This is a genomic window from Hahella sp. CCB-MM4, from assembly GCF_002260525.1.
Classification (GTDB): Bacteria; Pseudomonadota; Gammaproteobacteria; order Pseudomonadales; family Oleiphilaceae; genus Hahella.
In genome coordinates, this window is record NZ_MRYI01000004.1 from 21,603 (window position 1) to 35,872 (window position 14,270).

The following is a 14,270-nucleotide window of genomic DNA, read 5'->3' on the forward strand; positions in this document are numbered from 1 at the left end:
TCGCTTAAGCCTGTTTAGCAGCAGTTGGATTCTGATCTTGAGCGACTATCGACGGACGCTCGCCCATTTTGTAGACCTCTTTGATTTCGTAGGTCTGGGTGTCCCGGGTGACATTGAAAAACTTCCGGCAGCCGGTGGCATGTACCCACATTTCGTGATGCAGTCCTCTGGGGTTTTTACGGAAGTACAGATACTCCCCCCACTCCTCATCGGTACAGGCATCCGGGTCAGCCGGTCGCGCAATATGGGCCTGCCCCTTGGCGTGAAATTCCTCTTCTTCCCGATGCTCTTTGCAATACGGACAATAGATGTAAAACATGCTGCTTTCCCCTTAAACGCCAGCGGCTTTATTCTTGGTGCTTGTCATTTGGATTGCCGGGGTCATCAGTGCGCAACACCTGCAGCACCGTGTTCGTCAATCAATGCGCCGTTGTGGAAACGGAACATGGAAAATGGTTTGGCCAATTCATTTGCCGTACCCTTGGCCAGGGTAGCCGCAAATACGTGACCCGATCCCGGTGTTGCCTTGAATCCACCGGTTCCCCATCCGCAGTTGAAAAACAGGTTCTCCACCGGCGTGTCGGAAATGATCGGGCAGGCATCCGGACAGGTATCCACAATACCGCCCCACTGCCGGTTCATGCGTACACGGCTGAAGATTGGGAAGAGTTCAACAATGGCCTGCAAAGTATGTTCGATGGTCGGATATGAGCCCCGCTGGCCGTACCCGTTATAGCCGTCGATACCGGCACCGATGACCAAGTCACCTTTATCAGACTGGGAAATGTAGCCGTGTACGTGGTTTGACATGACCACAGTATCCAGGATCGGCTTGATTGGCTCAGACACCAGAGCTTGCAATGGATGGGACTCGATCGGGAGATCAAAACCTGCCATGTTGGCGAGAACACCGGAGTTACCAGCCACCACACAACCGATACGGTCTGCCATGATCGGGCCATGCTGCTTGGTATTCACACCAACAGCTGCGCCGTCTTCTTTCAGGATATCCACCACTTCACATTGCTGGATCAGGTCCACGCCCATGCTGTCTGCAGCGCGCGCGAATCCCCAGGCTACCGCATCGTGACGGGCCACACCTGCTCTGGGCTGCCAGGAAGCACCCAGGACGGGATAGCGGGTATTGGCTGAACAATCCATGATCGGCACCAGCTCCTGAACCTGCCGGGCATCCAGAACTTCCCCATCGATTCCGTTAAGACGGTTGGCATTCACACGTCTCTGAATATCCCGCATATCCTGCAGAGTGTGCCCAAGGTTCAATACCCCGCGCTGGGAAAACATCACGTTGTAGTTCAGATCCTGGGACAGGCCTTCCCACAACTTCATGGCATGCTCATAAAGATGCGCCGCTTCGTCCCACAAATAGTTGGAACGAACAATCGTGGTATTACGGGCCGTATTACCGCCACCGAGATAGCCTTTCTCGACAACGGCAACATTGGTGATATTGTGAACCTTGGCGAGATAGTAGGCTGTCGCCAGACCATGGCCACCGCCACCTACAATAATGACGTCATACTTCTTCTTCGGTTTGGGATTACGCCAGACCCGCTGCCAGTTTTCATGATAAGTCAGGGCGTGTTTCAGCAGCCCGAAACCTGAATATTTTTGCATTATTTGACCCTCTTATTGGAATCTGACGTCCCCAGATACACTTGAACCATCTTCCTCAGCCAGGTAGGCAAAGCGATAGCCACCATGTCCGAATAACTTGTTGCCCGTTGTGTGCAGATCAACATTCAATAACATTGACTGCCAGCCCCCCGCGGGAGGTTTCCTTATATTTGTCCAGCATGTCCAGACCGGTATCCCGCATGGTTTTGATGACCTTATCCAGGGATACAAAGTGCTCACCATTGCCCCGCATTGCCATGACGGCGGCATTAATTGCCTTTACTGCCGCCATCGCATTGCGCTCGATACAAGGCACCTGTACCAGTCCGCCAATAGGATCGCAAGTCAGCCCGAGATGGTGCTCCATGCCGATTTCCGCAGCATTTTCCACCTGTTCAGGAGAGCCCCCGGTTGCTTCCGCCAGACCGGCAGCCGCCATCGCGCAGGCCGAGCCGACTTCTCCCTGACAGCCTACTTCGGCACCGGATATAGAGGCATTTTCCTTGAATAGAATACCGATCGCAGCCGACGTTAACAGGAAGCGGATAACGCCTTCCTCATCAGAGTTTGGACAAAAATGGGAATAATAGTGCAGCACGGCGGGAATGATACCGGCGGCCCCATTGGTAGGTGCGGTCACCATGCGGCCACCGGCAGCATTTTCTTCATTCACGGCCAGCGCGTATAGATTGACCCAGTCCATGGCTCCCAAAGAAGGCGAGATCATGTCCATACGGGTTTTGTTTTTCAAATCCCGGTGAAGAGCCGCAGCCCGTCTCTTAACCTTGAGTCCACCCGGCAATATACCTTCGTTGCGGATACCGTTCTGGACACATTCTTTCATCACGCCCCAGATCTGCAGTATCCCGGCCCGGATTTCCTCTTCACTACGCCAGACCTTTTCGTTCTCCAGCATAATGTCGGAAATCGACATGTCATTATCACGGCAGAGCTTCAACAGCTCGGCACCGGACTTGAACGGATACGGCAAACGAGTGGTGTCTTCGACGATCCGATCAGCGCCGGCCGCCTTGTCATCCACCACGAATCCACCACCCACTGAATAATAGGTTTTCTCGCTTACCATGCGATCTTCAGCATCATAAGCGCTGAAAATCATGCCGTTCGGATGATAAGGGAGAGTTTCCTTACGATGGTAGATAAGGTCGTCCGACTCGTTGAAACTGATTTCATGGCTCCCCAGCAGATTCATCCTGCAGGAGGTCACAATTTCCTCCATACGAGGGTTCACGATTGTCGGGTCAATCAAGTCCGGGACATGCCCTTCAAGACCCAACACAACCGCAGGCCCGGTACCGTGCCCTTTTCCGGTCGCGCCCAATGAACCAAATAATTGAGAACGAACCCGGCAAACCTGGGGAAGAACACCATTGTCTTGCAAGGCACTCACAAACATTTGAGCCGCTTTCATCGGCCCAACCGTATGGGAGCTGGAAGGGCCGATACCGATCTTCAGCATGTCAAACAGGCTTATCGCCATGGCTCTTCCCTCATTTTACTTCATGAAGTACCGGCCGCTGGAGCGACCGGTAACAATATAGATCAAACTGCTCAACCGTCACTGATGGCTTTCCTAACGGTAAGCCGGGTAGTCAAGGCAGTACCCACGTACTTTCTCTTTAACGGAGGCAATTGTCTCTTCAACATTCCCCGCCTGCATGGCGTCGAGAATGTCGGCAATCCAACCCGCCAGCGCTGAACACTGCGCCTCTTTCATTCCCCGGGTAGTGATGACAGGCGAACCAATTCGCAGACCGGAAGTGACAAAAGGTGTCTGTGGGTCATTGGGAACCGCATTCTTGTTCACAGTGATGCTGGCTCTGCCAAGGGCAGCGTCGGCATCTTTACCGGTCAGCCCCTGTTTCACCAGGCTCAGGAGGAACAAGTGATTTTCGGTGCCACCGGAGACCACATCGTATCCACGCTCGATAAAGACATTGGCCATGGCCTGGGCGTTCTTGACGACCTGCTCCTGATATTCTTTGAATTCAGGCTCCAGCGCCTCTTTGAAGCTCACCGCTTTGGCGGCGATTACATGCATCAAAGGACCACCCTGCCCGCCGGGGAATACCGCCGAGTTCAATTTCTTTTCCAGATCCGGATCGGCTTTCGCCAGAATCAGACCACCACGAGGGCCCCTCAGGGTTTTATGGGTGGTTGTGGTCACAACATGAGCATGAGGGACCGGGTTGGGATAAACCCCCGCCGCAACCAGACCCGCTACGTGAGCCATATCAACGAACAGATAAGCGCCCACGGAATCAGCAATCTCCCGGAACTTTGCCCAATCCACGATTCGTGAATAAGCAGAGAAGCCTGCGACGATCATTTTAGGCTGATGCTCTTTCGCAAGGGCTTCCACCTGCGCGTAATCAATTTCACCGGTGTTTTCATCCAATCCATATTGAACCGCGTTGTAGATCTTGCCGGAGAAATTCACGTGAGAACCGTGAGTGAGGTGGCCGCCATGAGCCAAGCTCATACCCAACACAGTCTCCCCTGGCTTTACCAACGCCATGTACACCGCGGCATTTGCCTGAGATCCGGAATGTGGCTGTACGTTCGCGTAATCCGCTCCAAACAGCTCTTTAGCCCGATCAATGGCCAGCTGCTCGACTTTATCCACATATTCGCAGCCACCGTAGTAGCGCTTTTCTGGATATCCTTCCGCATATTTGTTGGTCAGGCAGGATCCCTGGGCTTCCATCACTCTTGGACTGGTATAGTTTTCCGAGGCAATAAGCTCAATATGATCTTCCTGGCGCGTTTCCTCTTCCTTCATCGCAGCCCACAGGGCTTCGTCGTAGCTGGCTATTTTGTCTTGTTTTGAAAACATATCGGCGATTCCTCAACCACGTGCTGGCCCGGTTCTGTGTGCTGACACCGTATATCCGGTGAAACCCAGGCAATCATTGATTTTCGGAGATAGTAATCTGTGCCCCCCTGCCCTGTGTGCTTACCCACGACACGCATATGATAATTTGCGACAGTCAAAATGACGTTATCGGACTATTCCGCAATCTGCCGGAGCCCTGTCAATTCCGCCGCTGGCGGACTGTGAATTACTGTCCATTTGGCAACCCCTGAACTATTCTTCATTTAGAAATTTTCGATATATACAAGCCTATTCAGACAACTGATGAATCCACCGCCCATTGCCCGTCAAACCTGTTACAGAGCCGTTATCGCTCTGACATTCCTGCTTTTCCTGCTTGAAGCCAGCGCAGAAGACAGAAAGAGGATCAATTATCTTGTCGTGGAAGACCTTGCCACGCCTTTCCAGATAGCTTCGACGGGAGTGCATAAGGGGGGAATCATTAGCGACATTGTGGATGAAGTCTTTAGCGATTCAGACTACGAAATCAAGGCTGTCACTTATCCTGTCAAACGCCTGCACCTTTTTGTACGAGAGAGCAACCCCGGTCTGTGGATCACTTATGACGCGAAAGTGTGGAATTCCATGGCTGACGTGGGACATATGATTGACGCCCCCCTTTTCACGGTCAAACACAGCTTTCTTACCTGCAGCCCTCCGGTAGTACCTTTCACAGATGATGCCGCACTTTATGGAGCTCAAATCGCCATACTGGATAACTTTGACTATCCGGAACTGGAGCAGCTTGCTTCGAATGGGAGACTGACACTGGTGCCGGTGGAGAACTACCAACGAGGGTTTAACCTGGTGACCGCCCATCGGGTATCGGGATTCGTCGAGATGGAAATTCGTCTTAAATATAATCTAAAGAAGTATGACACTCGAGCTGACTGCCTGACATTTCTGGACTTCAGCCCCATTATCGCCCCCTATGATATTTATCTGGTGGTCAGCAATACTGCCTCACCAGACACTATTCAATTTATCAGAGAACGAATTCTTCATATGCGGGAGTCAGGGGAAATTAAAGCGATTCTAGGTCGCTATCAAACAAGTACTGATTAGGCCGGATATTCGATTCTAGCCAAAACTTTCCATCATACTTTCAACCAATTTCTCCCTTTCCCTGGAAAAGAATTCGTCGGACTTTCCTCTTAACGAAGACCATCGTGGATGCTGTCTGGCCGTCTGAATCCAGGTCTTCCACTGGTTTGGCAGTTGGGTGTTAAAGGCATTACCGATACTGATGCCGCTTTGTGAAGCATGCCCGCGATGCTGCAGTGCCTGATACAGTACGGCCTGTCTGAACCACAGAATCTTCAACGTGTTTTCGTCAATGCAAATAAACTGACTGCCGGTGATTTTTGATGCAATCTCATCTTTATAACGCCGCCCTGCGGTCCACATAAAACCCGCTGCGGCTCCCAAAGCTGCTGCGGCACCGAGGGTGAGTCCACCGGTCATGGCGTCAATTCCAACACCGACGGCAGCTCCTTTGGCAGCATTACTACCAGCATCCAGGCCAAATTCCCTTAAATTACCCGGATCAAACAGATCCAACTCCCATCTTCCGTTGGTGATCGGGAGTTCCTCGTTTTTAACATCCCGGTCATCAAAATGAAAAATCCGCAGCAATTCATGTATCCCCCTTTCCTCGGCCTTGCGAACCAGACGGTGAAAAGGTCGTCTTAAAATGCCACTGTCTCCGGGCTCAGATTCATCCACAGACTGCTCCTGTCGGTAGGACGCCACATCCACCATCAATTCAGCAATAATGCGTCGGGCAGCCTTTAACTGCGCCTGCCACTGCTGCTGCCTTGCGTCGATCAGCTGCTGAATCTGATCATGCCGCGAGGCCATCAAAGCCTGCATCTTCTGATACAGCCTCTTTTCATCCTCAAAATTGAAAATCACCGTGTCGAATTCCACCACCGCATGCAATCCCAGATCAGCCAGACTGTGTTGCCAGGAAGCGACCAGGGAGTGTTCATCTTTAATGAAATTTAAAACCGGAATCACCGGTTTTGCGGACATGGCGATCACCTTGAGTTCATCCCTGTACTTACCCAGTACCGGCTCCCGGCTGTCGATCACGTAAAAAATAAGGTCATCCTCAAGAAGCTGGCGAATCACCTTGGCCTCTTGATCAAACTCCGTATCCGGAGGCAGTCCGTCCAGAAAACGCTTAAGCTTCTCCCTTCCTTCGCCACCACTGAGATTGTCAATCGCCGCCAACAGGCCAATGGAGTCTTCCAGTCCGGGAGTATCATAAAGATTGATCACCTTCTTGCCGTTGATCAGCAGACTCCCTCCTTCCACATGGCGGGTGGTTCCCGGACTGATTGCGACTTCTCCAAACCCCTGATCCCTTAGAAGGGTCCGCATCATTGAGGTCTTACCGGCATTGGTATGACCCACAATAGCCACCGATATGATGCCTTTATCCATTTCTTACCGCCCGGGATGTTGCGCTGGATTGCTCTGTGGTTCCGGAATATTCCATCTTGACGATCGCATCAGCTTCAATACCCACTCTCATGGCCAACCGGTACCAATCACTTTGCCGCGAGAGGTTGGGTTGCTGATGGTTCGAGGACACCATGGGTTTGGGCTTCTCCGACGCCTCACTTAATGCGATAAACAGTCGTCCCCTGGTGTGCTTCTTTATTTCAGCAAAGAGTCTTTCCAGACCCCGGTCGGGAGATCTTCGCACAGGAACCACCGCGACCAGATCTTTCGCCCCTGAGGCAGCCAAACGCCGCAACAGCCGCTCCTGGCTCTCGCGATCTTCAATACGCCCCAGGTCGTCTTCCGCCAAAATTCCCGCCGGGGGCCAGGGTTGATCCTGGTTTAACTCAATACCTGCGTACAATGCGCCTTCAGGCAAGCGAATGTCAGTGCGAACTGATTCTGAGTTTGCTGTGGAACCTTTCTTTTTTAGATCCGGGTCTACGATTCCGAACTGGCTCGCAGCCGGCATCAACCTTTCTCTCAGTCCAATATAATAGGGCCTCGTGAGATCCAATCGGAATCGGTTCTGCTGCCAGGAAATCATCAGGTGGCTGACAACAAGCAGCAGTAATCGCGGCAGTATGCCATACACAATCATGGCGCCAATCAGCAAGCTGGCCCAGACCTGCCTGAGAGAATCCCCCCGACCCACATCAAACAGACTTAGCTGACTCGCACTGATCTGTTCTGCAGAAGGAACGCTAAAACCTATCCACGAGGGAATCACGGACAGCCCTTCTGTGACGGAAATAAAGGTCTGGTTCGTCAAAATGGTGGTTTCCCAGACGAAATCAAACTGCCGTGTGGACAGCATGAACAGAATGGTTAACAGACCACCACAAAGATACGCTAACCAGAAGCTATGGGAAGCCCGGCTTAACCACCAACGCCCGATGGCGCCGGAAAATACCACTGAAAATACGGCCTGAGCGGCACTGATTTCCCCCGCCTTACCCGCTTCCCCCGCTTTACCCGGAAAGTATCTGATAACGAGCCGTTGCACCCAAAGTCCCGGTCCACGCATTGAGGTTCCGGATATCGCCGCAACGGTCATTGATACTCCCCAGATAAATAAGGCCAGGAAATCAAAGCCCAATAAAACCGTTACTAACCAATAGAAATTGACCACGCCGGTCTGAGACTGCTGAAACGCCTGCATGGAGGCGAGTCCGCCCAGCAGAAAAAACAGCACCGTCATTCCTACTGTGACAAACTGAATTCTCGACAGTGTTCGCTGGATGACAGATTCCAGCTTATATTCCCGCACCAGTGTGACGCCACGCTGGAGAATTTTTTCCAACAGCGACAGGTCCTGACCAGAGTATCTCTGCTCTATCAACTGACTGCCTTTCAGCGGTTCATCCGTTTCAATGTTTCTGAGAACTTCCGAATATAGTTTTTGCTTAAACGTTGGGTTCATGTATTACGCTACAGCCTGACCTCAGCTAATGAGTGATTGTTTGATCTGTCACGGTACCGACTTGCCATGACCGGGCAGATATTCTCATGATCCTGTCCCCATTGGAAAGTATACCAGTCTCACCTGACGTTAACTTTTACTCAGCTTCTTTCCGTATAGTATTCCGCCCGGAAAACACCGGAAATTGTCTATTTATTTTATACGACTTCTCCTGTCCTACCGACTTCGAGTCAACTTATCCTCTTCTCTGAGCCAGGCTGTCCCCTTTTTGAGCCACGCTGTCCCCATAGCGGTTATGCTGCTAATATTCCGCACTTCTTATTGTCATGGTCTTTCGATATTTCGTCTGATGCTTGGTTGAGCGACAAAATATCGGTACGGCCTGCATTTCTCCCCAAATTTCTATTCCCGGTGAAGAATGAAATTTAAAGGCAGCACAGCATTTAGACACGACCAGGCGGACAAGCTTGGCGTCCTGATCACAAACCTGGGGACTCCCGATGCCCCCACTCCGGCAGCCCTGCGAAAATACCTGGGCGAATTTCTCGCGGATCCAAGAGTAGTCGAAATACCCCGGGTACTTTGGTGGCTGATACTTCATGGAATTATTCTGCGGGTGCGTCCTGCCAAGTCTGCAGAGGCGTACAAGTCGGTCTGGTCTGATTTAGGCTCCCCCCTGCTTGTGCACACCAGAGACCAGGCGGAGGCGCTGCAAAAGCATTTGACTGAAAAAGGTTATGAAGACCTGGTCGTTGATTTTGCGATGAGATACGGCAATCCTTCGGTCTCAACGGTTATCGATTCAATGATTTCCCAGGGCGTCCGTAAGCTTTTGGTACTCCCGCTCTACCCCCAGTATTCTGCCACCACCTCCGCCTCGACTTTTGATGCAATTGCACAGGACTTTGGTAAAAGACGCTGGTTTCCGGATTTCAGGTTCATCACCCATTATCATGATCATGACGCCTTTATCACCGCCGCCAGCAAGAGAATCCAGGAATACTGGGACGCCCACGGGAAAGCGGACAGACTGGTACTGTCATACCATGGCATCCCCAAGAGGAATTTACTTGAGGGCGACCCCTACTTTTGTGAATGCCACAAAACCACTCGATTACTAGTGGAAAAACTGGGGGTCAAACCCGATTTGGTGCTGACGACGTTCCAATCACGCTTCGGCAAGCAGGAATGGTTGAAGCCCTACACGGATGCCACCCTGAAGTCTCTCCCCGGACAAGGTGTAAAATCTGTACAGGTCTTTTGTCCGGGTTTTTCAGCCGACTGCCTGGAAACCATTGAAGAAATCGGGGTGGAAAACAGAGACTATTTTCTGGAAGCCGGCGGGGAACGCTATGAATATATCAGCGCACTAAACTCAAGGGCGGACCATATTGCGGCCTTGGGTGAGATCATTCAGGAAAATCTTCAAGGATGGTCAGTGCAGCCGAACCGGGAAAGAGCGAGGAAAGCGGCAGCTCTGGGGGCCAAAAACTAAAGAGCCGCTCTGGTCCCGGAGTTGGCAAATTCCACTGCCAGTTCTTCAAAATGGGTGAATACTCTGTCTGCATCACTGGCATATGTCGGAGGGTTTTCAGGCGCATAGAACCAGGACCGCATACCGGCATTTCTGGCGGCTTGTATATCAAACAGGAAGTCCCCGACATATACACACTGGGAGGGAGCCAGTCGCCAATTCTTTGCGATATGAAGTAACGCTTCGGGATCAGGTTTGGGAGGAAAGTCTTCGCGGGTCAGGACAATATCGACGTTTATCTCCAACTTGTCCATTGTCAGCTCAACAGCCTCCCGCATGTTCCGGGTGAGAATACCGGTAGGGATCTGCAGCTCATTCAGAAGTTGTAGCAGTTCTCTTGCACCAGGAATCCAAGTTGCTAGCCGGGCCCCTTCAAGTTCAAACCGGTGGACAATATCCAGGCACTGCCGGCGTCGTTCGTGGTCCGGGATGCCGGAGATGTGCTCAAGTACCGGAACCTTCTCCGGAAACCCGAGGTCTTTTCTCAACTGGTCAAAATTGAGCTTTGAGTCAACCAGGGTCCCATCAAGATCAAAAATCACTCCATGTACGGAATCCGTCATAATGGCAGGTTCCAGGCTGACTCAATTTGACAGCATTAAAAGATGTCTAGAAATCTGAACGATTCCATCCGCTGAGGTCGCTTTTACGCCGACCAGAGGACTGCCTTCGATCAGGATTGTCGGGTTCGAACCGGATACTGTTCCGGCGATCTGCTTTCTGTCGACGGTGATAACCCCGTCTTTCCGGACCTGCATAGGACAGATCCTGGGCTTCAAATATTGCGGCCATACCGATACCACCTCTAAATGTTGGCTGAACTGACCGTTTTTCCGGTCAGGATATCGCTGTCCAAGCATTTATTTTCTTGCCGTCCAGTTGGCCAGATTTTTTCTTTCCAATAATGAAAGATTAGCTTTGCTGAAACTGAAAAGCCAGATCTATCTTGAGTGCCGATCAAGATACCATCTGGCGTTGATTCGCTCATTTTTTGACTGAGTTCGACGCTAAATTTGTTCTGTACCCGTCAGTTAACGATTTTTACTGTTGAAATACCTGATTTTCGAGTTCTTTCCAAAGTTCGGAAAGTTGTTCCTGAAGATCTTTGATCTGCTGGTCATCCGACTGGGACTGCTCCAGCATTATTTGTATTGCCGTTGACTGCTCGTAGATTTGATCGATGAGAATAGATGTATCGGTTCGCATGTGTAACCTCGCCCATCAGAAAATTTGAGTGCACAGGGTAATCGCCAATAGCCTTTGACTCAATACCGTTTCGTAAAACATGACTGTCTGATCGCGCACATCCATGCAAACTACGACCAAGGTCTAACCCTGAGGTCAGACCAATACAAATCAAGTCGAGGACATTCTAACCCGACCCGGTGACGATTTGATGAAGTTCAGATGAACCCAGGGCCAGGCTTGATCTGAATCAGGTTTGATCTGAATCCGTTTTGATGTGAACAATATTTTCACTGGCCAGTATCCCCAATACTGTTTCCGCGAGAAATCTGGCCCGCAATAGATTCAATTCCTTTATCAAAGGCTTTTGGTATTGGTCGGGGATACCGGTAACTTCATTGGTAGCGGTATGGATATACACATCCGCCAGGCTTCTTAAAGCTGGCAGATGTGGCTTTATCCTTGGATCGCTCAGGGACAGGTCAAGCTGATGTTTCTCGTTGATTTCGTGAAAGAAATACCGAATAACATCGTCGGCGGAAAGTTCGTCTTTTCGAAAGCTGATGACGACTCCCATGTAAAACTACCTCGCTATATTCCTATTCACTGAACGACTTATCACCTCACTGAACGTCTTGCCACCTAACTGAACGACTTACAGCTCACTGGAAAATCGTATTAAGCAGGTTGGCGAGCCGGATACCGGCCTGCTGGAGCCTGATCTCCGCCTGCAGGTGATGGCTTTTGACATAACCTTTGGAAATTGCCGACAAACGAGGCAATTCCTCATACAGATTCCGGGTAATAGACAAAGACTCGTTGGCCCATTCTATCGGTGTTGCCTGAGACCACAGCGCCTTTTCATCCGGATTGATCTGTTTGGACAATGCCTCACCGGCATTCCGCCAATTCTTGGGCATCCCCACTTCAGGAACCATCACATCCCACACATAATGCAGAGAATATTCCTTACCACCAAAGCTTACCATTGTCTGCGTACCGCCACGATCATCTTCATAGGCAACGTGGAGAGGTTGATGAATATCGCCAACGAAATGTCCCAGAAACATCAGTGCTTTGGGGCGGTTGTTGTGATATCCGTCCACCGCAATTCCCTGAAGAATTTTACTGTAGGCTTCGATTGCCGAGAGCACGCATCCTTCCTTGCGGCATGCTTCAGTATCTGTCACCTCAACAGCGGATCGATCCACATTGATATAGTGATGAGGCAGTGCAAAGTCATATCGAGACTGATCCCTGATTTCATCAGGCCAGGCACAAGCGTCAGCAAACGTTTTTTGTTTGGCTTTCCGCAGTAGAAGCCTGACTTCCTGCTTGGCATGGGAGTCCAGATTTCGCCACGCAATATCACACACAATACGATGGGATTGCTCGCCCCAGGCAAAACTCTGCGAGGCGGACAACAACAGAATGAACGTTAAAATAACCCTTTTCATTACAGCCTTGTTTTTTAATAACTTCCAAAAGATTTGAGTAGATTATCAGACACTTATGCAGAATGGCCACACAAGGCTGATTCGCTTTCCAACACTCGGCAACCATCCGGCACGGCTGCGATTTAGAACCATGGCCGTCACTGATGTCCGGCATTGAAAAGTTGGCAGATAGTAACAAAGTTTTCGATCAAGCTGGAAACGAATTCCCCGGATACGCTTATCGTTCCGACGTACGCGGCAGATGTAAACCTGCCCTCTCATCAACTTCATGCGACTTATTTAAATGAGAGCAATCAACACTTGTAGAACAAGACCGAATGAAGGCATTATCTGAACAGAATAAGAAGAAAATAAAAACCACAAGGATATACTCAATTTATCAATGCCTTATAGAATATTGTTAAAGTTTTTTCTCATTTCGCTACTGGCTTCAGGTCATACGAAAGCAGAGGATGCAGACAAACTATCGGATTGGCTGGATGTCGTCAGAAACTCACCTTATGCGGCAACCAAGGGGTTCTACGAAAATATATCGGATATACGTCGCTGGGTCCTGCTTGGCGAGGGATTCTGTAATCGGATCGATCGGCATATTCTGTTTAATACAAGAGGGCATTTCCTCGGCTACCTCAATAACCGCTCTACATCAGAACAGACACAGCAGGCTTTAAACCAGTTAAGAAAAAAGCTGGTTAATGAAAAGAAAGCCAAGTATTGGGTGGAAGGCACTGATGACAAGGTCGGCTATCCCTTTGCCCTCGCCTGCGAACAGCCTCATGTTGATATGAAAGCAGCCCTGGGCAGAATGCTTGGAGACACTCCGGATCATCTGGTTTGGGGAACCTGGGATGGCATGACGATAGGCTCCCGGGATGCCCCCTTGCCTTTGGTTAAAGTGGTTCAACAGGTCTACGACCAGCGCGATCTGCAAACCGGGCTTGGCTGGTCCGACATCCTCATTTCCCATTTGCTGGGACAGATATTGATTGAGAGTGGAGCAAGAAAGAGAAGCTTTTCTTCTGCCGATGCCGTGGGATTGCTCCAGCTTCGCCCCGAAGTCCTCCAGGATTGCCGAATTCCAGACAAGTTCCAGTTACACCGAATGGCGCAAATTGACTGTGCTCTAAAGCTGTACCGGCAAAACCACCGCAACTTACTCCCGGTTTTTGAGAAACAGTTCAGCCATTTACCCACTGATAAGAAAGATAAGCTCTATGCGATGCTACTGGTTCAAGCTTATCATGGAGGAATCGGCCGTTTAATTTCAGTGTTATCGGATCCTGAATTAGGGGCCGCTGCCAGGTATTATGCCAGTCATCAGGAGCGCTTTCCGGCAGAGGACATCGCCCTGGGCATTATTTTTCACAATTTGGGAAGACATGAATTGGGATTAGCGTCTCTGTATTATCTGATTGATGTGGAGATCGCAACCGAATCCCTCTGCGAAAGCAAGGAATCACGCGACATAGGCATTTGTTGAGCACTCTTGATCAGGTGAATGATTAGGCGAACCGGATATTTGATAAACCGGATACTTTTTTAAATTGTTATCTTCTAATTCAAATATGTCCTAAATCAGATAGATCTGGAAGCTCGCATATGCTGAAACAGCTATTTTCTGACATAGCC

The 14,270-nt window shown here is 50.4% G+C and carries 14 protein-coding genes; 3 read left to right on the plus strand and 11 right to left on the minus strand.

All coding sequences use genetic code 11. The features are described 5' to 3' along the window. Positions 1-4: 4 nt before the first annotated feature. From BTA51_RS09925 to glyA, 4 genes are all read right to left on the minus strand, one after another. Positions 5-319, minus strand: coding sequence for a sarcosine oxidase subunit delta (locus BTA51_RS09925; RefSeq protein ID WP_094707300.1), 315 nt, complete (start codon positions 317-319; stop codon positions 5-7). A gap of 65 nt (positions 320-384) precedes the next feature. Further along, positions 385-1,638 (minus strand): sarcosine oxidase subunit beta family protein, encoded by a 1,254-nt coding sequence (locus tag BTA51_RS09930; protein WP_094707301.1) that lies wholly within the window; start codon positions 1,636-1,638, stop codon positions 385-387. A gap of 118 nt (positions 1,639-1,756) precedes the next feature. Then, a complete protein-coding gene (locus tag BTA51_RS09935) occupies positions 1,757-3,139 on the minus strand; it encodes an L-serine ammonia-lyase (RefSeq protein ID WP_094707302.1) in 1,383 nt (460 codons plus the stop codon). 93 nt (positions 3,140-3,232) lie between these two features. Next, a complete protein-coding gene (gene glyA, locus BTA51_RS09940) occupies positions 3,233-4,495 on the minus strand; it encodes a serine hydroxymethyltransferase (RefSeq protein ID WP_094707303.1) in 1,263 nt (420 codons plus the stop codon). A gap of 303 nt (positions 4,496-4,798) precedes the next feature. Here glyA and BTA51_RS09945 point away from each other — a divergent pair, with 303 nt between their 5' ends. Next, complete coding sequence (locus tag BTA51_RS09945) at positions 4,799-5,599, plus strand: hypothetical protein (protein ID WP_094707304.1); 801 nt, start codon at positions 4,799-4,801, stop codon at positions 5,597-5,599. Between the two features lie 15 nt (positions 5,600-5,614). Here BTA51_RS09945 and BTA51_RS09950 read toward each other — a convergent pair whose 3' ends face one another. Then, complete coding sequence (locus tag BTA51_RS09950; RefSeq protein WP_094707305.1) at positions 5,615-6,982, minus strand: GTPase/DUF3482 domain-containing protein; 1,368 nt, start codon at positions 6,980-6,982, stop codon at positions 5,615-5,617. Continuing rightward, the gene (locus tag BTA51_RS09955) at positions 6,975-8,465 is read right to left on the minus strand and encodes a DUF2868 domain-containing protein (RefSeq protein ID WP_094707306.1); all 1,491 of its coding nucleotides are present in this window, start codon (positions 8,463-8,465) and stop codon (positions 6,975-6,977) included. Before BTA51_RS09955 ends, BTA51_RS09950 begins: the two co-directional genes overlap by 8 nt. Positions 8,466-8,883: 418 nt before the next feature. Here BTA51_RS09955 and hemH point away from each other — a divergent pair, with 418 nt between their 5' ends. Then, entirely contained in the window at positions 8,884-9,960 is a 1,077-nt protein-coding gene (hemH, locus tag BTA51_RS09960; RefSeq protein WP_094707307.1) for a ferrochelatase, read from the plus strand. On the opposite strand, the gene BTA51_RS09965 is transcribed toward hemH, so the two are convergent. From BTA51_RS09965 to BTA51_RS09985, 5 genes are all read right to left on the minus strand, one after another. Next, positions 9,957-10,562, minus strand: a complete 606-nt coding sequence (locus tag BTA51_RS09965; RefSeq protein ID WP_094707308.1) for an HAD family hydrolase — start codon at positions 10,560-10,562, stop codon at positions 9,957-9,959. The two genes, hemH and BTA51_RS09965, sit on opposite strands and share 4 nt — an antisense overlap. 46 nt (positions 10,563-10,608) lie before the next feature. Further along, positions 10,609-10,791, minus strand: coding sequence for a hypothetical protein (locus BTA51_RS09970; protein WP_094707309.1), 183 nt, complete (start codon positions 10,789-10,791; stop codon positions 10,609-10,611). Positions 10,792-11,040: 249 nt separating this feature from the next. Then, positions 11,041-11,205: a hypothetical protein gene (locus tag BTA51_RS30145; RefSeq protein ID WP_168188122.1), complete on the minus strand. Its 165-nt coding sequence runs from the start codon at positions 11,203-11,205 to the stop codon at positions 11,041-11,043. Between the two features lie 229 nt (positions 11,206-11,434). Further along, positions 11,435-11,761 (minus strand): hypothetical protein, encoded by a 327-nt coding sequence (locus tag BTA51_RS09980; protein ID WP_094707311.1) that lies wholly within the window; start codon positions 11,759-11,761, stop codon positions 11,435-11,437. Positions 11,762-11,846: 85 nt separating this feature from the next. Beyond that, positions 11,847-12,641, minus strand: a complete 795-nt coding sequence (locus BTA51_RS09985) for a S1/P1 nuclease (protein ID WP_094707312.1) — start codon at positions 12,639-12,641, stop codon at positions 11,847-11,849. Positions 12,642-13,023: 382 nt separating this feature from the next. Here BTA51_RS09985 and BTA51_RS09990 point away from each other — a divergent pair, with 382 nt between their 5' ends. Further along, positions 13,024-14,121, plus strand: a complete 1,098-nt coding sequence (locus BTA51_RS09990) for a hypothetical protein (protein ID WP_094707313.1) — start codon at positions 13,024-13,026, stop codon at positions 14,119-14,121. The last annotated feature ends 149 nt before the right edge of the window (positions 14,122-14,270 follow it).